Source organism: Yinghuangia sp. ASG 101 (genome assembly GCF_021165735.1).
Classification (GTDB): domain Bacteria; phylum Actinomycetota; class Actinomycetes; order Streptomycetales; family Streptomycetaceae; genus Yinghuangia.
Genome location: NZ_CP088911.1, coordinates 6914918 through 6934344, shown reverse-complemented (window position 1 = coordinate 6934344; position 19427 = coordinate 6914918). Strand labels below are relative to the sequence as shown.

The following is a 19427-nucleotide window of genomic DNA, read 5'->3' as shown; positions in this document are numbered from 1 at the left end:
CTTGCCTGGCGGGCCGTCGGCGCCGTCGCCACTCCTGCTTCCTTTCCCATCCATCTCGGAGCCGCTTTGACGAGTCACATAACCGCCTTCACCCATGAGAGTGAAGTGCAGAGAAGTACCGGCCAGTACAAGGTGAAGCCGATCAAGGCAAAGGTCCGCGAACTCCTCGGCTACCCCTATCCGTTCCGCATTCCGCGCGGGGTGTACGTCGAGCAGTGGGTCGGCATCAGCCTCGACGAAATCCACCGCGCCAAAGACTCCGACGTCGCCTACATGCGCAACCGCCATCCGCTCCTCGACCTCGGCTGGACCCGCGACGACTGCATCGCGTACCTGCGCTCTTGCGGCTGGGGCGACACCCCGAAGTCCGCGTGCCTGGGGTGTATTACCACTCAAATAGTCAATGGCGGATGATCCGCGACGAAAGCCCCGAAGAGTGGGCCGACGTCGTGGAATTCGATGCCGCGATCCGAGCTGGCAACGCCCGCGCGAACGCGAACGGCAACGCTCTGCTCGGCGAGGCGTACCTGCACCGCTCCCGCGTCCCGCTCGACCAGGCGCCGATCGACCACGTCACCCGCGCCGAGCGCGCCCGCCTGCACCCGACCGAACCCCTGTGGCCCGCAGACGCACCGGACGACGACGAGGGCACCGAACTCGGTTGCTCACCCTGGTCGTGTCGCGCGGACACCGCCGACAACGACGAGGCCAGCCTCACGCAGGCCGACATCGACCAGGCCGCCTAACAGAGCGCGGTGCCGCCCCGTCCTGTACCGCCCTCGTTCCTCTCCCCGCAGGAGCCGCCCATGCCCATCACGATCGCGATCACGTACGACAGCCTGCTCGGCGCCGAAGCACGCACCACCGACCCCCTTGCTGGCGCGCTGCTCGCGCACGCCAGTTTCCGCAAGGTCTTCGACGACGAGGACGAAGCACCACTCCCCGAGCACATGCGCGGGCTCCACAGCCTCCCCTACACCACATCCAGCCACGACCTGTGCCGCGCAGTAAGCCACGCCGCCGAGATGCTGCGCGCCGCCCGCTTCCACGTCGATCTCGATCCCGACCTCTACGTTGGCCCCACCACCACCTTCACCGACCCGCAGGGCATCAAGTTTGTCGGCGCTGCCGTCCTCGACGCCGTCGACCTGGTGGCCGCAGCGGACGACATCGTCAGCACCAGCCGCGCCATAGACCAGATCCTCGACCGGAACGACGGTGCTTTGGTTCGCCTCGTCGAGTTCTTCAAAGTCGCCGCCGACAAGGCCCGTGTCGCCGGCGAATCACTGCCTCCCGCGCTCTCCACCGACCTCGACGCTGCCGCGGCGCTCACAGAGCAGTTGTGCGAACGCCTGGCCGAAACCGCCGTAGAGATCCGCCTCTCCGCCGAGCCGCCCGCCGTCCAACGGCAGCAGCAGCGCAGCACCGTGGGCGTGGACACCGCACGTTCGCAGGCGGCAGCCCGCGCCCGTGCCGCAGGTTCCTCCTCCGTCCAGAGCCAGCCCCGCCCCGGAGCCGCGAACCACCGCATCGCGGCCCCGCTGACCCGTCCCGACGTCACACCGCCCAAACGCCGCTGACCGACGAGCAAAGTGCATGATTCTCGATCTGTTCGCCGGTCCGGGCGGATGGTCGCAAGGACTACGCGCTCTCGGCGCCCGGGACATTGGGGTTGAATGGGATCCCCACGCGCTCGCCACCCGCGCCGCTGCCGGGCACGCCTCGATCCGCGCCGACGTCGCCGCCCTGAGCGTCGAGCCGTTCCTCGGCCGCGTCACCGGGCTGATCGCCTCCGCTCCCTGCCAAGCCTGGTCGACGGCCGGCAAACGCCTCGGACTCATCGACCAGCCCCTCGTCCACCAGGCCGTCGCCGACCTCGCCGCCGGCCGCGACACCCGCGCCAAGCTGCTGACCGCCTGCGCTGACGAACGCAGCCTGCTCGCCGCCGAACCCGTCCGCTACCTCCACGCCCTCCACACCCTCAGCGGCCAGCCCGACTGGGTCGCCTTGGAGGAAGTCCCCGCCGTCCTGCCCTTGTGGCGGCAGATCGCCGAAGTCCTGCGCGGCTGGGGATTCTCCGTCTGGACCGGCCTCCTCAACGCGGCCGATTACGGCGTCCCGCAGACCAGGCGTCGGGCGATCCTGCTTGCGTCCCGCACCCGAAGTGCCCGGCCGCCCGAACCGACGCACGCCGAACATGCGCAGCCCGACTCGCTGTTCGGCCCCGGACGACGCCGGTGGGTCTCCATGGCCGAAGCCCTCGGCTGGGGCGCCACCGACCGACCCGTTCCCACCGTGTGCGCCGGCGGCGGCCCCGGAGGCGGACCAGAGCCGTTCCCGTCCGGATCCCGCGCCGCCCTCATACGCGCGAAGGACCTCGGCGCGTGGGTGCTGCGCCACAACAACCAAGCTCATGCCGCAGTCCGCCGACTCGACCAACCCGCCGCCACTCTGATGTTCGGTAACCGCGCGAACGAAGCACGCTGGGAACCCGCCACCACAGCCACGAGCGAGAACGCCCACCACGCCGACCACGTCGCCCCCTCCGAAACGCCCGAAGCGAGGAGCGCATCAATCCGGCTCACCGCCTCCGAAGCCGGCGTCCTGCAGACGTTCCCCGCCGACTACCCCTGGCAAGGCACCAAGGGCCAGCAGTTCTCCCAGATCGGCAACGCGGTCCCGCCCCTGTTCGCCCGCCACCTGCTGAGCACACACCAACCCTTCACCATCGACGACGTCACGCTCGCAGCCTGACCAGGCGAAAGGCCGCCGGCCATCGCCCCGACGAGCTCGAACGCTACTTCGGGAGTTCCCCTGACCGACCACACACCCGCAATCCACGACGCCCAACCACAAGGCCGACACCGCACCGACGACGGAGAGCCCGCCGCACCGGCCGACCCGGACCAACGCCGCCTGGCTTGGCCCAAGGACCGCCGCACCGACCGCTACAACTGGGAACTCGCCCGAGGCGCCATCCACGCGTTCGGAGAGTCCAAAACCCTGGCCTCCTGGGCCGAAGACCCCCGATGCGCCGTGCCGCGCGAGACGCTGCGGACCCGTCTGGCACTGGGCTGGGACGCCGAACATGCCCTCACCCAGGCCAAACACGACAATCCGCCGCTGCATTACACCCACAACGGCCGGACCCTGACCCTGCGCGGCTGGGCCGAGCAGAGCGGCATCAAGTACCACACCCTGTACAGCCGCATCAACAAATCCGGCATGACCTTCGCCGAAGCCCTCGACAAGGGCCCCGACGGACCGAATTTCTCCGTCCCGGTCACCGCGTTCGGCGAAACGAAACCCGTGCACCGCTGGGCCGTGGACCCACGCGCGAACTGCAACGCAACGACAATGCGCCGACGCCTCACCCAAGGCTGGCCCCCCGAACAGGCGATCACCGAAGAACCCAACCACCGCCACGCCCTGGGCACCGGCACCCCCCACAACGCCTACGGCCGCCGCATGGGCCTGGAGGACTGGGCCCGCCACACCCACATCCCCGCCAACGTCATCCGCAAGCGCATGGAGCACCACCAGCTCACCCTGGAGGTCGCCCTGCACTCCCTCGGCTGGACGCCGACCGCCCACGACGGCCCCCCACCACCCGCCCTCGTCGAGACCACGGCCGAACACCTCCAGCCCGGCGACCACATCCTCGCCGTCGACCACACACCGGACACCGAAACCGTGGCGGTGACCGTACGCCGTCCCCCAACGCCTGCGGCACAAGAGCGCAGGGCCACGACCAGGGCATCCGCCGCCCCGCCCCCTATCCAGGCCACCCGCCCCACCAGGAGCCGTTGAACCAACGGACGGATCACCCTGGCCCCGTACACGTAGCCGGGACTCCGACCGCGCGGCACTCGCGTGGAAGGCTCGGCATCCCCCTGAAGAAGGAGCCTCCGCCATCGACACCGCACCTGACGACTTCGCCGCCCGCATGGACGCCGCGGTCAAGATCTACGCCGATCCGCAGACCCGGCTGCTCCGCGCCGACGTCTACACGGATCTCGCCGCGTACGGCGTCCCGCCCGGTTCCCGGGCCGCCGACGCCGGCAGCGCGCTCGGCGCCCAGCACCTGTGGCTGAGCGGGTCCGAGATCCAGCTCCTGACCGAGCACCACGACGGCGACCACCACTACTTCCTACTCACCGAACGCGAGCCGTTCGGACGCCCCGGCAACGACGAGATCCTCGCCCTGCACGTCATCATCAACACCGCGGCCAACACCTTCACCACCCACGGCGACTGGAACTCCACGCTCGCGTTCGCCCAGCGCCGGCTCATCGCCGAAGGCTGCCCCGGCGAACGCACCACCCTCGGCAGCGAGTACAGCCACATCCACCACGCCGACGCGACGTCCCAGGAGATCAACCGCCGGGTCCGCGACTCCGGCGACCGCTACCGCGTCCGCGGCACCTTCACCCACCACGACCACCTGCACACCGAAACCTGGACCGTCACCGAGGACACCCACGCCCGCCCCGGCGACAACCCGGTCCACGTGTTCCTGGAGACGTTCCACATCACCGAGGCCACCTACCAGATCCGCGACCTCCCCTTCCCCCACCTCGACGCCGCAGACGCCTGGCTGAGCAACCGCCTCGACGACCCACATCCGCCGCTCATCCCGGCGCCCGCGCGCCCCAACACGCCGCCCGCCGTCGCCCCGACGCCGCCCTCCCGCCGGCATCGCTGACCCAGCGAACACCTCGACGCCGCCACGGTGGCGATCGCAGCCCCAAGCCCTCATCCCTTGCCGCCGCAAGCACCGAAGGAGCCCTGTTCTGGACGTTCACGATCTCGCCGTCTGGCTGGAGGACCAGCCGCTGCGCGAACTGCTGGTAGCCCCACGCCTCCTCGCCGGCGCACACGATCACGAACAGCTCGTCGCACAGTTCACCAACCCCGTGACCGCCCCCGGATGGATCTGGGAGTCCGACGAGTGCGGCGGCACCTACGCCGCATCCGCCTCCCGGCAACTGCTCGTCGTCCACCGGCCCAACCACGACGTGCAGTTCACCTGGTCAGCGACCTGGGCCGAATCCCCCGTCGGCGAGCAGGTGTGGATGGTCGCGATGACCGACTCGGTCCCGGACGAAATCGTCCACGCCGTGACCAGCGCACTGCGCGCGCTCCCCGAGGCCGCCCCGCACACACCGGGCCGGTCCACCCCTGCAGAGGCCACGCGCAGCGATCACAGCTACACCCGAGACCGTACAGACCCTGACCAGGCCCGCCGGGACGAGTCGGGAAGCGAGCATCCGGTCCTGGACGTACTGGACTCGGCTGGCTGGCAGCGACACGCCGCCCCTTCGCGCAATCCCCAAGTGACCGAGGAGCGGTCACACGAAGAGAACGTCTGGGAACGGGTCTCGCCCACCGGCCACGGGTGGATCACCCGTCACCCGGACGAGGGCCCCGGGCTCGCCCCGCATCGCGGCCACTACGCGTGGGAACTGTCCGGCGATCCGTACCGCAACGCCGACGGATCCCTGAGTCGCGAAGGATGGCGCGTCACCCTCACGGCCCGCACGCCCGCCGCAGTCCTGATGGCTGCGGTGACCGCGATGTGCGACCCGGCGCCGGTGCGTCGGCAAGCCGCCGATGTCCTGCGCCTGCACACGCACCTGCTGCGCGCGCTGCCGGTCGACTGGGCCACCCCTTCCGCTGACGTTGCTCAAGACCGCGCCGACCGGAAGAGCCCGGCCGACCGGTCCCTCCCAGCCGCGCAGCCGAACCGCACCAGTTCGGCCGTCTCCACGACCGCGAAGCCCGCAGCGCAAGCGTCCCCCACGCAGCCGACGCGGACACGCCGTTAGGCACCGGCCCGAAGTCGGCCGGCGAGCACCTACCGATCGCCGAACGAGCCTTGTCGTCCGGCTCCGCCACCCCCGCGCGTGGCCAGTCGATCCTCGGGAACGCCAACGATGAGGGCGCCCAGGGCCGGTAGCCCTGCTGACTTGCCGAACCGGCCTGCTCAGGGGCGTGTACGACTACCTCCAGTCGCCCCACGCTTCCGCAGTGCCGTTCATCCCGCGCACCGTACGCGCGAGCATCCGCGCCACCGCCCCGCTCGTACGCGGCCCCGCCCCTCAGGCGCAGTCCGGCACCCCTCGATCCGTCTCCGCCCCGCATCCTTCGGGAGCCCCATGCACCTTCGCACCGATCAACAGCACGCCACGATCACCGCGCTGCTCACCCATCTGTACCGTCTCGACTCCCGCGCCTCGGGCAGCTTCAAGTCCGCCGCGGACCACCCGCAAATGATCTTCGTCCGGGTCAGCGGCCCCGGGATCGTCAACGACCAGTCGACGGCCGCCCTGCTGCGCACCGCCGCCGTGCTCGACCGTTACCTCGAACGCGGCGCCGCGAACACCCGATCGCCGAGCCGCCCGTGGAGTCCGTTCAACCTCTACCGCAAGCCAGACACAACCGACGCGGGGCCGTCGATCCGGCCGTGGCACGCCCGCATCGACCTGCCCACCCGCGAAAACAACAACCCCGACGCGTTCTTCCGCAACAACGAACTGCGCCTGCTCACGGGCCGCGTCTTCGACGCCGCGCTGTATGGGCATCGTCCCCCGGCGTACGAATGCGACTGGATCGCCGTACGCACCCAGCACACCCTTCACCTGATCTCGCCGGCCGTGACCCGCTCCGGTCAGGTGCTCGACCACGCGGACGTGACCGCCCGTGCCCGACGGGAGGTCGGCGCCATCCGCACCGAGATCCACCGCCAGGACGTCCCCACCGTCGAACTGCCGCACGACGGCGCCATCGTGCTCCGCACCCGGGAAACCGGAGTCGTCACCGCCGAAAACTGCGATACCACCGCCGCACACGCCCTCGCCCGCGTCGGCATGCGCCTCGTCGCGCTGCCCCACGACGCCCCTTGGATGCGCACCCCGTACGGCACCGTCCCCGCCGCCCTGCCCGGATACGCCGCCCACGCCAACCAAGCACTGACCGCACTCGGCTACCGCGTCGACCACCGCATCGACCCGCCGAACAACACGGCGGTCACACAAACGCCAACCGCCAGGTCGGCAGGCCCCGTCCCCCCGCCGACCACGCGACACCACCGCTGAAGACTGGGCAAGCGCGCCACCAGCCGCATGGATCAGTAGCACCAAGCGGTCTTGTCCCTCAACCATCCCCACCGTCTGCCCGCCGAGCCCTGCGGAAACCGCCGGCCCGGCGGACCGCCCCACTGCCGGAGCAGCGATCGACCCTGTCATCACCGCCGAACAAGCGGTCCTGGGGGCCTTGTTGCTGGCCCCCGAACGGCTCGCTGACGTTCGTGCCATCGTCACCGAGAGCGACTTCTACCGGCCCGCGCACGCAGCCCTGTACCGAGCCATCTGCCGCAGCCCGATACCCGGCGCGCCATCACGCGGGCTGACCGCCGCACGCCTTCTCGACACCATCACCCGCACCGAAGCACACGCCGCCGGGATCACCGCCGTCTACGCGCACACCCTCATCTCGGCCTGCCCACACCCTGAGCACGCCGCCCCGTACGCACGCATCGTCGCCGAAGCCTCCGCCAACCGCAGCATCCGCGAACACGCCGTCCGCCTCGGCCAAGTCGCCCGAACCGACATCGAACACGGCGGCATCACCGAGACCCTCCGCCACTTGGACGCACTCCACGCCGGCCTCGACCGCCTACGCACCGACCGCCGCTTCGGCAACCGAACGACCACCCGGCCGCCCTCTCCCGGGCGCTACGCGGCGCCCGAACACATCAGCACGACCACCGATATGGCCGCGCTCACCGAGGAGGAAACGGTCCTACGCGGCATCGCGGCTGACCCGGAACAACTCGACAACATCGAAAGCTGGTTCAGCGCCGACGACTTCATCCGCCGCGAGCACGCCGCGCTGTACACCCACATGCGCGAACTCCGCCACCGCGGCGACCCCGTCGACCACATCACCGCAACCTGGGAAGCCCACCGCAACGACAACCTCAACGACAACGGACTCGACGCCGACAGCATCCGCAGCCTCCTCAACCACGGCTGCGGCTCCGCCGTCCCGTACGCAGCCCGACAAGTCTTGCGACGCGGCCTCCTTCGTCACGCTCACCATGCCGCACGCGCCACCGCGGCCCTGGCCGCACCGCAACGCCACCATCCCCACGATCTGGTCGCCGCCGCCCGCCGGCTCCTCCACCCCGTCGTTCTCACCCGGCGGCGGTGGGGCGCCGCCGCCGGGGACCCCGGGCCGGCAGCCCGCAACCGGCCGAACCAACGCGGCCCCAACCAAAACCCACCCGCCGTCCTCATCACCACCCCGACAAGCCCCCACGCACGGCGATGACCGCCCTCGCCTTGTCGCCCGGCCCTGAAGGAATGTCATGCCCGAATACACGCACCGCCATTACCACCGAGATCCGCTGCACATCGCCGACGCCCTCGACCAGATCCGCCGCCGCCTCAAAGAACACCGCATCGAAGCCCCACCCGGCGTCACCGCCTTCCCTGCAGCCCCCAGCGCGTTCGACCTCGCATTCATCACCAGCCGCCTCGCCGAACTCATCGCCCAGATCGCCGACGAAGCCCAGGTACGCGCCGGCTTCCAAGGCCACACCGAACCAGGGCAGCACACCACCGCGATCCTCACCCACACCGCAGCCGAAACCACCGACGCGCTGCACTACCTGTCAACAGCCCTCGCCCTCGCGGGCACCCACTACTCCGCTCAGGACAACCCCAGAAGCGGCGACCAGCCACCACGCGACCTCCACGAGCAAATCCACCGCAACCTGGCCCGCACGCACCGCGTCCTCGTCGAAGCAAGCAATCGACTGCGCCAGACCGTTGCCGACCACGGCTATACCTATCCTCGACCGATCAAGCGCGTTCGCGGCATCACCCCCGTAGGCGCGAAGAAACCACCCCCAGCCGCTTCCGCCACCGCCTCGCGGTCGGCACGCCTGCTGTAACCAGCCCGGCGCCAGTGGCCCCAGGACATTGATACGCGCTCGACGCCGCTGGGTTCTTGCCTGGCGCCCGGACCGCGGTGCCAATTTCGCGCTTTATGGCTCCCTTTCACGGATGATGAGCTTCGATGAATCGCCGGACTCGGTAAACGCAGAAGCTTGGTCGGCCTATGGGGACCGACATAGTGAGCGAGCAACGCCCACTCAGGAGGCGGGCGGCATCAACTGGGGTTTGTTCCGGCCCCGGCACCGAATCCCCGGCGACCTCAACGGCCGATGCCTCCTCGACCTTGGGTCGGGCACAGGTTGACACGCTCCCCACCTCGCCCGTGACCAGGACGTCCTCGTCCACGCCGTCGGCTTCTCCCCCGGCCCTGAGCCCGCAGAACTGGTGGGCTTGCCTATCCGGAGAACGCCGACGAGCCGTCGTGCTGCACCAGCGCCGTCGTCGCCGTATACGGCAATCGCGGTCCCGTATTGCTCCGGATAACATCCCTTATCCGGAGCAATACGTGGCCGGAGTAGCTTGCGAGGCAAGCACCTCGCAGCGGGTGCCGCTGGTGGGACACAGGGGGAACGCACGTGGCGATGACGGAGGTTCTGGTCGGCGCGTTCGCGGGCGCCGTGGGCGGGGCCGTGGTCGGCTGGACCACGGCATACGCCACGTTCCGGCTGAACCGCGCGGAACAGCGCCTGGCCAGGCAGGCACAACGTGACGAGGCTGGCGCCGAGTTCGACCGTGAGTTGGTCGTCGAGTGCGCCGCGGCACTGTGGACCGGAGCACACGAGACTGGGCCCGCCCTCGCCGAGCTGCGACGTACCGGTGCCACCGACCTGGACGACGCCCGCCGTGACGACCTGCTCCGCCTGGCTCAGACGGTGCGGCAACGCGGGATGGTCCTGGGGGAAGGTGTCTACGACTATTCCGGCCTTCTCCAGGCCCTCGCTCTGTCCCCCACGACCGGTAACCGCGCGGCCATGGCCGAGACCGTGGTCCACCACATGCAGTGGGTCGCGGTCGCACACCTGCGCCATACAGGTCCCACCCGACGAGCCGCCCGAGATCGTCACCATCCGCGACGCCTTCGGACTGCGCCCGTACAGCCGGGAGATCACGTGAGCGAACCAGCCCTGCACCTTCCGTCGACACCGGGCTGGTCGAACGAAGCCGCCCCACCACGGCCGCATGTCCACGAATGCCAACTGCATCCGCAACTCGCCGACGTCCGCACACCGGACAAGCGACGCGAAGCCCTCCGCCGCCGCGTGCTCAAGGCCACCGAACTCAGCGGACGGGCACCATGCTCGCTCACCGCATCGTGGGTCGGCTTCGGTCCCGTCCTCACCGCCCGCAAGAACCAGGGCGCGTCATCACGTCCCCGCACCCACCACACGGGATTCCGTACACCCGTCGACCGCGCCGGGAAGGGCCGGACGTGAGTGACGCGGAGATGTACGACGCCGAACTGGTGGACCTCGCGGAGCCGAGGCCGAGTGCGGACCTGGCGGTTGTGCCCGCGTTCGACCCGAACACCTGGCTGCCGCCCGAGGTGCTGGAGGACATCGCCAAGGGCATCCCGCCCAACACCCGCGAGTCCTACGAACGGGTGATGGAGCAGTTCGCCGCCTGGTGCGATCGGCACGGCCGCCGCGCGCTGCCCGCGACGTGGCAGACCGTCGCCCACTACACCTCTCACCTGACCCGCTCCACGTACACCGTCGGGAAAGGCGCGAAGGCCACGCGGAAGCGGTACAAGCCCTCCACGCTCGCGCACATGCTGTCCGCGATCCGCGCCTGCCACCGTTACGCCGGACACCAACCTCCCGACACCAAACCCGCTCGCAAGGTCATCGAGGGGTACCGAGCCGAACTCGCCGACGCCCGCGACCCTGCCGCACAAACCAGCCACGCCCACCCAGCCGACCGCACCGTGCTGGCCCGCGTGGTCGCCGACATCGACCGCAGCACTCTGGCCGGCAAACGCGACGCCGCGGTCAAACTGCTCGGCCACGATGTGGCCTCCCGCGGCAGCGACCTGGTCCGGCTCGACTGGCCCGGCTCGTTCAGCCCACTCCTTGACGACCACACCCGCGTCCGGATCGGTTACACCGTTCACATCTGGCGCGTGAAGAACCGCGAATGGCAGGACATCGACATCTACTACGCGAACGATCCGAACCTGTGCTCGGCCCACGCCGTCGAAGACCTCGCGGCCGCACTCACCGCCCGCGGACACCCGTCCGGCCCGCTGTTCCGCCGCATCACCAAGTCCGGCCGCGTCGCCGTTCAGATGACCCGCAACGGCAAACCCATCGGCGACCCCGACGGTCGCCTCACCGTCGACGCCGTCACCGACATCCTCAAACGCAACTTCAAACGCGCCGGAGAGGGCGGTGGCCCCAGCTCCCACTCCCTGCGCCACGGCCTGGTCAAGACCGCCCTCGACGCCGGCGCCGACCCTCTCGACATCAAACGCCACGGCAACTGGAACGACGACTCAACCGCGTTCAACCGCTACGTCGACCAGCACGACTCTCGCCGCCGCAATCCGCTGAAGACCATCTCCCGCGCCCACGCGACGAAAGCCTGAACCGCCCAACTTCGACAGCATGTTCGACCGGCGCCTTCGCCGCAGCCGGGAACGTAAAGCCGCGTTTATCGCCGACCTCCACGCGCCGCTCCCCTCGGCCGGAGTCGTCAGGGTCGGACTGTGTTCCGCCAACCGGCCTCAGCGACGTCAAGTGGCCTGTTGCACAGAGCGGCTGCGCGAGCGAATGCCTCATCGCGCGACAATCCGTCGGCGAGGTGGGTGAGCAGGATACGGCGGGCGCCTGCGGCGGTGGCTGTCTTGGCTGCGTCCTCGGGGGTGCAGTGGCCGGGGTGTCCGTTGGTGGCGCCGGTCTCGATGATGAGCAGGTCGGCGTCGCGGGCGAGTTCGGTCAGTGCGTCGCAGGGCGCGGAGTCTGCGGAGTAGGCGAGCACCGCGCCGTCGGGGGCGGTGATCCGGACGCCGTACGTCGGGACGCCGTGCCGCGTTCGGTATGCCGTCAGCGTCAGACAGCGGACGGTGAGGCGGTGGCCGTCCTCGAGGTCGACGGTGTCGAAGACTTCGTGCATGGCTCCGGGGCGGCCGAGGAACGCGTCGGCGTTCGCCGTCCATCCTGGTGGTCCGGCGACGACGGGGCGGGGCGGGTTGTCTGCGTTGACGTACAGGTTCCATGCGTTCAACAGGTCCGAGCTGTGGTCCGGATGCAGATGGCTGATCCAGACGGCGTCGACGTCCGTGACATCGATTTGGGTTTGCAGGGCGGCAAGAGTCCCGCTGCCAGCGTCGATCCACACGGTGGCGCCGTCGGCTTGGACGAGGTAGCCGGAGCAGGGTTCCCCCGGTCGCGGGTACGGCGTCGCACAGCCGAGCACGGTGACGGTCATCGGCGCGGTCATGGCTGTCCGTTCGTCGGAAGGAGGGGGTCAGGGTCAGGCGTGCGGACCGGGCAGGGCGCGGGCGGCGTTGCGTTCGAGGAAGTCCTCGACCTGCTCAGCGAGTGCGAGCGCTGCCGGTCGGCGGTCGAACGCAGGGCCGGTGAGAAGGCGTTGGATGCCCGCGGTGCGGCGGGAGACGCCGGCGAGGCGGAGTTCCTCGGGGAGCGCGAGGACGGGGGCGATCGTGGTGCGGGCACCGTCGAGGTCGCCGAGGTGCAGCCGTGCGCGGACGAGGTCGAGTTGGGTGACGGCGACGTGGGCATACGAGTCTTCGCGGCCGTAGCCGGTGAGGGCGTCGTCAAGGTGGATGATCCCGTCCTCGGGTTCGCCGAGCCAGACCAACGCGCTTCCGGCGCAGCGCTGTTGATTGGCGAGAGGGAAGGCGAACATACCGATGTAGTCGTGCGCGTCGTCGGCTTCGTGGCGGGCCCGTACCCCGGCGGCGATCTCCGCGCGGGCGCCGGGGGCGTCGCCGAGGCGAGCACGGGCGCGGGCGCCGTACGCGTGGGCACGGACGCGTTCGATGCCCTGCCCGGCGAAGTGCGCGGCGCGTTCGGCATATTCGGCGGCGCGTTGGGGCTGGCCGCGCCAAAACGCGACGACGGAGCGGGTGTTGGCGACCCAGGCACGCAGTTTGTCGTGTCCGGCGAGGTCGGCGCACAGTGACGCGGTGCGGGCGTGGGTGTCGGCGGCGTCGTACTGTCCGAGGTCGTTGCTCGCCGAGGCGAGCAAGCCGCAGGCCTTTCCGGCAGCGATGTACAAGTGGCGTGTCTGGGCTGGGTGTTGGCGGCCTTCGAGGAGTTCCCAGGCTTTGTTCCGTACGCGGATCATGTCGGCGAGGAGCGGCACAAGGGGCTGGGTGAGGTAGCGGCGGGCGATCGATTCGAGATCGGCGTCGAGTTGTTCGAGCACCGTCGCGTTGACGTTGGTGGTCCCGGCGCGTGCCGCGAAGTCGGCGGACTGCCGTGCGCTTTCCATGAGTTGCGTCTCGTCCGGTTCTGTGAGTGGCAAGCGTGGCGGTGCCGTCGTCGCCGGGGGCGGGGCGGAGGGTTCCGCCGGAGGCGGGTCCGGGCTGGACACGGCGAGCCGGTCGAGCAACTGGCGGTCACCCGGCGGCGTTTGCTGTATGTCTCGAAAGTCCACCAGGTCGCGGACCTCAACGTCGTAAGCGTCGGCAAGGACCGCCAAAACACGCGGAGAAGGACGCTCGCCACTCGCGGGCCACCGCTCGTAGGCGCTGATGCGCGCGGCGGACATCGGGGACGTCCCCGAGCCCTCAACCGTGTTGTACGCGGCTGCGGCATCCTCCTGGCTCCAGCCGCGGGCATGCCGGTGCGCTTCACGTGGGCGTAAGCCATGGACACGCTGCATCTCGCGCGCGATGTCGGCCAACGAGCAACCCTCGGCCTCCATATCCCGGCGCAGTTGACCAAGGGTGGCCCGATTGGCGGGTGGTCGCGGCATGTCGCCTCCGATCGCGAGTGGGCCACCAGGTTCACCCCGGCCCCGGCCTGGATCAAGACCACCAACGGACGAGATTTCGACGGTCTGTCGTGAAATCCACCAGTGTTCCTCCGCCAACACGCAGGTCAGCGGCCGTCCGGTGGCCGTGGAAAACGTATCCATTGATCACCTGTGGCCGGCGGTGACGATGCAGACACGCTTATGACCCGGGCGAACCGACCCGCTCCCGGCAACGTGTGGAGGCACCTCGATGGTCACCGCAACACCGGCGAACGGACATCAGGTGCGCGCGCATTGCTTGGCGCCTCACCGGACGCCGGACCCGTGCCCGAGGCACCGGGGCGACGCCGTGATCCGCCATGCGCCCCACGGGACCCCGCCGAACCCTTGAACGCCACCAACCGCAGCCAAGGAACACCCCTGTGATCCCGCTCCCCCCACAGCCCGGCCCCGCACCGGTGCTCGACGCTTACGCGCAGATCCTCCGCGCCCGGTACCGCGCGCTCTCCCGCACCCAGCAACGCCACCTCCTGGTGACACTCGCCCAAGACCACGCGGCGCCGCTGGGCAACGTACGCGACCAACTCGCAGTGCTGACGGACGTCGCGGACGCACTCGCCGACACGTACAACCCGAGACTGCGCCCCGTGGAAGGCCCCGTCCACATCGAGGTGTCCTTGATGGACCCGGCCGACGAGAAGCCGTTCGCGTTCTCGGTGCTGCGCAACCCGGTCCGTTTCCGTACACAGGACCCTCACCAGCCCCAGCTGCTCATCACCACATTCATGCTCGACACCGCCGCCGCCTCACGCCACCACCAGCGCCTCGGCGAAGTCCTGCAAACGTGCAGGCACTCACGCGCGCAACCACACACGACTCACTCACCCCGCGCGTGACCCAGGCCGTACGGCACCCCCGCACCCAATCCGCTCGGTGGCACTGAAGTTCACCGACGAGCGCGGTGCCGTGCGCGAACGAAGCACCCATGGATCAGCATTCGCACCGGAGCTCGGCGCACCGCAACTCCACCACCGTGAAAACAGCCGCACCCCGCCCCGGCCCAAGCGCGCCCGTTCCAAGCACGAGGGAATCAGACGATGCCACCGTCCCCGAATACCCTGCTCCCGACCCGCTTCACCTACCCCCTCCAGCATCTGACCGTCCCGTTGACCACCTGCGCCAGACCAACCGCTGTCGCCAGACGGGCAGTTGAGGACGCCTACCGCAGCCGTTCCCCAGAGCAGCTGGACGACATCGTGCTCGGCGTCAACGAACTCGTCGTCAACGCCGTCGAACACACACCCGGCCCACTGCGCTTGATCATCGAAGTCCACCCGCGCCACGCCGTGGCCCGGGTCTGTGACCCCCTGCCGGACATCACACAAGTGAACCCCAAACCGCCCACTCCAATGAGCGAGAGCGGCCGTGGCCTCCACCTGCTCACCGCATTGGCGGAGATGTGGTTCGTCCAACCCACCCAAGACGGCAAGGCCGTATGCGCCGCTTTTCGCATTCCGCGCCAACATAGACACAAACCATGACCGCACCCGGCACTGGCATCCCAACACGCCACCGCTCAGGCAGCCAGAGGCCTGCGATCAACGCGCTGGGTAACAGATCATCGGAACATCCCGCAAGCGCGGGCCCGACGCCAGCTCGTACCCGGCCGCCGTGATCTCGTCCGGAACATCCCCGCAGGCGCGGGGCCGACAGCTTGACCGTGCACAGGAGCATCGCGAGGCGCGGAACGGCCCCGCAAACACAGGGCCAACAGGCCGCCCACATCGATGCCGACCGCGAACACGGGAACATCCCCGCAGGCGCGGAGCCGACCTCCTCCAGCAACTCACCCTCAAGCACGGGGGCGGAACATCCCCGCAGGCGCGGGGCCGACCCGACTCCGGTCTTCGCGGTGTCGAACGCGGTCGGAACATCCCCGCAGGCGCGGGGCCGACTGGGCGGTCGGGCGCTCCGCCCAGACCTCGTGGGGAACATCCCCGCAGGCGCGGGGCCGACTCCTCGGGGGAGGAGGCGGGGATGTCGTAGTCCGGAACATCCCCGCAGGCGCGGGGCCGACGTCCGCGGCGTCCGGCCGTCGGTGCGCGACGCCGGAACATCCCCGCAGGCGCGGGGCCGACAGCAGCGCGTCCAACATGTCCTGCTCGATCGGGGGAACATCCCCGCAGGCGCGGGGCCGACGGCTCCCCCGGTCCGGGCTCTTGGAAAACTCTGGGAACATCCCCGCAGGCGCGGGGCCGACGCGGTCTCCTCAAGCCCGGTGCTGTGACTGCCCGGAACATCCCCGCAGGCGCGGGGCCGACGCCTGAGAGAGACGGCGTATCGCTCGCCGCCCCGGAACATCCCCGCAGGCGCGGGGCCGACCAACGTCTCGCCGAAGCCCGCGGCCAAGGGCCGGGAACATCCCCGCAGGCGCGGGGCCGACGCGGGAGACCATCTCGTCGAAGTCGCTGCGGCGGGAACATCCCCGCAGGCGCGGGGCCGACTCGTGGCTGACCTCGCGGATCGCCCGGATCGGGGGAACATCCCCGCAGGCGCGGGGCCGACGCCAGCGCCTCGGAAAGCCCCTCCAGCGCGAACGGAACATCCCCGCAGGCGCGGGGCCGACGTTCGAACAGCGCGGTGAAGCCCATGATCAGATGGAACATCCCCGCAGGCGCGGGGCCGACACATCGGCGGTGGCCTGGAAGTACTGCCACGCGGGAACATCCCCGCAGGCGCGGGGCCGACCGACTTCCACGACGTCCGCCACGACCCACCGCCGGAACATCCCCGCAGGCGCGGGGCCGACTACTCGCGGCTGAAGGCCGTCCGCTACCCGACGGGAACATCCCCGCAGGCGCGGGGCCGACGAAATCGCAGAACTCGTCGTCGGCCGAGAGCGAGGAACATCCCCGCAGGCGCGGGGCCGACGCCCGGAGGAACCACGCCGGGCCGGCCTGCCCGGGAACATCCCCGCAGGCGCGGGGCCGACCGGCCCGGTCCCAAACTCGTGACGGGGCAGAAGGGAACATCCCCGCAGGCGCGGGGCCGACCTTGCGGCGCAACGTGCCGGGGGCGTACTCACGGGAACATCCCCGCAGGCGCGGGGCCGACCGAGCATGCCGCGGACCAGGAGATTTCTGACAGGGAACATCCCCGCAGGCGCGGGGCCGACGTCGGCCTGCGCCAGACCGGCCTCCCGGAGGAGGGAACATCCCCGCAGGCGCGGGGCCGACGGGCGCACCGAACGGCCGTGCGGCGCCCCGCGGGGAACATCCCCGCAGGCGCGGGGCCGACAGTTTCGACCCCCGGCTCTTCCGCGACCGGACGGGAACATCCCCGCAGGCGCGGGGCCGACACTTCTTCACCTGCGGGTTTACCGCGTGATGGGGCTGTTTTCATTCACTTGGTCCGTGCTCCTCTGCCGCCCGGGGTGTTGGTGGGTTCATCCTCGGCGTCGGGCGGAGAGGATGAGTCCGTCGTAGTCGGTGGGTTGCCAGCGGTCGCGGCCTGCGGTGCGTACGGCCCAGCCTTGTTCGTTGGTCGCGGGTTCGACGAGGACGGCTTGGCCGTCGCCGATGCGGGTGGCGAGGGTTTCCCAGAGGCGGTCTCGGACGCGGCGGCTGGGGTTGCCGACGAAGACGCCGGCGTTGACTTCGACCATCCAGCGGGTGAGGTGCCCGCGGAGTCCTTCGGGGGCTGCGATGAGGATGATGACGGTCATGCGTCGGTTCCGGTGTTTGGTGGTGGGTCGAGTTCGGGGCCGATGATGGTGATGTGCTGGTCCGCTGCGGCGTCCAGGGGGTCGCGGGGTTGTGAGCCGTAGTTGGCGCCGCTGGGTACGGATCCGGTTTGTTCGTCCCAGAGTTCGTGGGTTTCGGTGTCGGTGAGTTCGGCGTTTTCGGGGTTGAGCAGGGTCTTGACGTCGTCGACGATGCGGCCGAGGAGCTTGTCTTTGGTGATGAGGTCGCGCAGGCCGAGTCGGGCGTCGCGTTCCTGGGTGAGGCCTTGGGCGGCGAGGTCGAAGGCGAGGGGGAGGCTGTAGTCGGCTTTGTAGAGGTCGGCGATGTCCATGACGAAGGACGTCGCGGATCCGGTGTGGACGAAGCCCAGGCCGGGGCTGGCTCCGAGGCCGACGATGACGGCGTGGCAGATGCCGTACAGGGCGGCGTTGGCTGCGGAGAACAGGCGGTTGACGTCGTCGCCGGCGGCGTGGGGGTCGCCGGGGCGGTATTCGCGGCCGGTCCAGGGGACGCCGGTGCGTTGGGAGTGGTGTTTGTAGAGCTTGCGGAAGCGGACGCCTTCGCGTCCGCGGAGTTGTTGCATGGTCATGCCGGATACGTCTTCGCCGGGGAAGCGCATGCCGTACATGGCGCGGGCGACGCCAAGACGTTCACGGGGGCGGGTGACGAGCCAGGCTTGGCGGTGGAGGAGTCCGGCGCCGCGGGCGGGGCCGAGGCCGGCCGCGTAGAGCCGTACGCCGCGTTCGCCGACCCAGCACACGGCGGTGCCGGAGTCGGCGAGCAGGGCGATGGCGGCGTGGGTGCTGCGGGTGCCGGGGCCGAGGAGCATGACCGCGATCATGGCGGCGGGGACGCGGACGGTTTCGCGTTTGTTGATGATGACGATGGCGTTGTCGTCGCGGTCGATGTGGCTGCGCTCGACGTAGAGGCTGGACACGCGGTCGGTGAGGCGGTGCAGGTCGTGGGGGTGGGCTTTCCACCAGATGTCCGCCATGGGTCAGCTTTCGGTGGCCGAGCGGTGCAGTGGGGCGAGGGTGAGCAGTCCGCAGCCGTACGCCTTGGCCGGGCCGATGCCGTGGAGGAGCCGGGTGGTGAAGGTGTCCGTGTCGGTGATCCGGAGGACGCCTTCGAAGGTGGCGGTGTGGAGGACGACGGGTTTGTCGCCGCCTTTGGTGAAGGTCTTGCGTTGCCGGTCGGTGATGCGAACTTCCTTGGGGGCGAGGGGTTTTCCGTCTGCTGGGGCGGCTGGTTCGAGGCCGGGGGCCGGTTGGTCGGTGCGGGAGTCGGGGATGGTGAATCCCCAGCGGTCGGTGTGGTCCAGGAACCATCGCATCTGCGCGGTGGCGGTGCGGTGGCCGATGCGGAAGGAACGGCCCCGCGGGTCGGCGTCCCTGTGGGCTTGCTGGCCCGGTGACGGTTTCTGGGGGGTGCGGGTGTTTTGGACGGGGTTGGCGGTGAGGCGGAAGGCGAACCTGCGTCCGACGGCGAGCTGGGCGAGGAGGGGTGTGTAGTCGCGGACGAGTGCGTGGTCGCCGTCGGCGTCGGGCCATCCGGCGGACTCGACGGCGTGCGTCCAGTCGGGCTTGGACTGGGTGAGGACGTACAGCTGCGGGCGCCGGGGGTTGTCGGTGTCGAGGCGCCACAGCACGCGTTCGTCCAGCGGCCGGTCGGCGACGCCGCCGGTGACCATGCCGTGCATGGCGCGGGGGTTGGCGAGGAGTTTGCGGCTGTCGGCGCGCAGGGGGTTGATGCGGATGCGGGAGAGGTAGGTCATGGCGTG

20 protein-coding genes, 1 pseudogene and 1 CRISPR repeat array are annotated in these 19427 nt (G+C 69.9%); of the genes and pseudogenes, 15 read left to right on the top strand and 6 right to left on the bottom strand.

What is annotated here, in order from left to right; translation table 11 throughout:
- Positions 1–105 precede the first annotated feature (105 nt).
- The 12 genes from LO772_RS36125 (at position 106) to LO772_RS29570 (ending at position 11547) form a co-directional block, all read left to right on the top strand.
- Positions 106–414 (top strand): hypothetical protein, encoded by a 309-nt coding sequence (locus LO772_RS36125; RefSeq protein WP_331717283.1) that lies wholly within the window; start codon positions 106–108, stop codon positions 412–414.
- Positions 411–746 (top strand): hypothetical protein, encoded by a 336-nt coding sequence (locus tag LO772_RS36120; RefSeq protein ID WP_331717282.1) that lies wholly within the window; start codon positions 411–413, stop codon positions 744–746. The genes LO772_RS36125 and LO772_RS36120 overlap by 4 nt, the downstream gene beginning before the upstream one ends.
- 60 nt (positions 747–806) lie before the next feature.
- On the top strand, positions 807–1580 hold the full coding sequence (locus LO772_RS29615; protein WP_231775089.1) for a hypothetical protein: 774 nt from the start codon (positions 807–809) through the stop codon (positions 1578–1580).
- 16 nt (positions 1581–1596) lie between these two features.
- A complete protein-coding gene (locus tag LO772_RS29610; RefSeq protein ID WP_231775088.1) occupies positions 1597–2754 on the top strand; it encodes a DNA cytosine methyltransferase in 1158 nt (385 codons plus the stop codon).
- 282 nt (positions 2755–3036) lie between these two features.
- On the top strand, positions 3037–3810 hold the full coding sequence (locus LO772_RS29605) for a hypothetical protein (protein WP_231775087.1): 774 nt from the start codon (positions 3037–3039) through the stop codon (positions 3808–3810).
- A gap of 136 nt (positions 3811–3946) precedes the next feature.
- Complete coding sequence (locus LO772_RS29600) at positions 3947–4705, top strand: hypothetical protein (RefSeq protein ID WP_231775086.1); 759 nt, start codon at positions 3947–3949, stop codon at positions 4703–4705.
- 211 nt (positions 4706–4916) lie between these two features.
- Complete coding sequence (locus tag LO772_RS29595; protein ID WP_231775085.1) at positions 4917–5828, top strand: DUF317 domain-containing protein; 912 nt, start codon at positions 4917–4919, stop codon at positions 5826–5828.
- 330 nt (positions 5829–6158) lie between these two features.
- The gene (locus tag LO772_RS29590; RefSeq protein WP_231775084.1) at positions 6159–7097 is read left to right on the top strand and encodes a hypothetical protein; all 939 of its coding nucleotides are present in this window, start codon (positions 6159–6161) and stop codon (positions 7095–7097) included.
- 31 nt (positions 7098–7128) lie between these two features.
- Complete coding sequence (locus tag LO772_RS29585; protein WP_331717356.1) at positions 7129–8334, top strand: DnaB-like helicase N-terminal domain-containing protein; 1206 nt, start codon at positions 7129–7131, stop codon at positions 8332–8334.
- A gap of 37 nt (positions 8335–8371) precedes the next feature.
- Positions 8372–8959, top strand: coding sequence for a hypothetical protein (locus LO772_RS29580; RefSeq protein WP_231775082.1), 588 nt, complete (start codon positions 8372–8374; stop codon positions 8957–8959).
- Between the two features lie 585 nt (positions 8960–9544).
- A complete protein-coding gene (locus LO772_RS29575) occupies positions 9545–10396 on the top strand; it encodes a hypothetical protein (RefSeq protein WP_231775081.1) in 852 nt (283 codons plus the stop codon).
- Positions 10393–11547 carry a hypothetical protein gene (locus LO772_RS29570; RefSeq protein ID WP_231775080.1) on the top strand — a complete coding sequence of 385 codons (1155 nt, stop codon included), beginning with the start codon at positions 10393–10395 and terminating at the stop codon, positions 11545–11547. The genes LO772_RS29575 and LO772_RS29570 overlap by 4 nt, the downstream gene beginning before the upstream one ends.
- Before the next feature lie 107 nt (positions 11548–11654).
- Here LO772_RS29570 and LO772_RS29565 read toward each other — a convergent pair whose 3' ends face one another.
- From LO772_RS29565 to LO772_RS36450, 3 genes and pseudogenes are all read right to left on the bottom strand, one after another.
- Positions 11655–12401: an MBL fold metallo-hydrolase gene (locus LO772_RS29565; protein WP_231775079.1), complete on the bottom strand. Its 747-nt coding sequence runs from the start codon at positions 12399–12401 to the stop codon at positions 11655–11657.
- A gap of 33 nt (positions 12402–12434) precedes the next feature.
- Positions 12435–13418: a hypothetical protein gene (locus tag LO772_RS29560; protein WP_231775078.1), complete on the bottom strand. Its 984-nt coding sequence runs from the start codon at positions 13416–13418 to the stop codon at positions 12435–12437.
- Positions 13419–13601: 183 nt separating this feature from the next.
- Positions 13602–13811: pseudogene (locus LO772_RS36450) on the bottom strand (helix-turn-helix domain-containing protein); the annotation flags it as partial.
- Between LO772_RS36450 and LO772_RS29555 the strand changes: the two are divergent.
- From LO772_RS29555 to LO772_RS29545, 3 genes are all read left to right on the top strand, one after another.
- A complete protein-coding gene (locus LO772_RS29555; protein ID WP_231775077.1) occupies positions 13797–13997 on the top strand; it encodes a hypothetical protein in 201 nt (66 codons plus the stop codon). The pseudogene LO772_RS36450 and the gene LO772_RS29555 sit on opposite strands and share 15 nt — an antisense overlap.
- 329 nt (positions 13998–14326) lie before the next feature.
- Positions 14327–14800 carry a hypothetical protein gene (locus LO772_RS29550; RefSeq protein WP_231775076.1) on the top strand — a complete coding sequence of 158 codons (474 nt, stop codon included), beginning with the start codon at positions 14327–14329 and terminating at the stop codon, positions 14798–14800.
- A 201-nt stretch (positions 14801–15001) separates the two neighbouring features.
- Complete coding sequence (locus tag LO772_RS29545) at positions 15002–15445, top strand: ATP-binding protein (RefSeq protein ID WP_231775075.1); 444 nt, start codon at positions 15002–15004, stop codon at positions 15443–15445.
- A 264-nt stretch (positions 15446–15709) separates the two neighbouring features.
- Positions 15710–17262: a CRISPR direct-repeat array (repeat unit 28 nt; unit sequence GGAACATCCCCGCAGGCGCGGGGCCGAC).
- Positions 17263–17349: 87 nt separating this feature from the next.
- Here LO772_RS29545 and cas2e read toward each other — a convergent pair.
- The 3 genes from cas2e to cas6e are packed head-to-tail and all read right to left on the bottom strand — an operon-like array spanning position 17350 to position 19421.
- Positions 17350–17628, bottom strand: a complete 279-nt coding sequence (gene cas2e, locus LO772_RS29540) for a type I-E CRISPR-associated endoribonuclease Cas2e (RefSeq protein WP_231775074.1) — start codon at positions 17626–17628, stop codon at positions 17350–17352.
- Entirely contained in the window at positions 17625–18641 is a 1017-nt protein-coding gene (gene cas1e / locus LO772_RS29535) for a type I-E CRISPR-associated endonuclease Cas1e (protein WP_231775073.1), read from the bottom strand. The genes cas2e and cas1e overlap by 4 nt, the downstream gene beginning before the upstream one ends.
- A 3-nt stretch (positions 18642–18644) precedes the next feature.
- Positions 18645–19421 carry a type I-E CRISPR-associated protein Cas6/Cse3/CasE gene (gene cas6e, locus LO772_RS29530; protein ID WP_231775072.1) on the bottom strand — a complete coding sequence of 259 codons (777 nt, stop codon included), beginning with the start codon at positions 19419–19421 and terminating at the stop codon, positions 18645–18647.
- Positions 19422–19427: the final 6 nt, after the last annotated feature.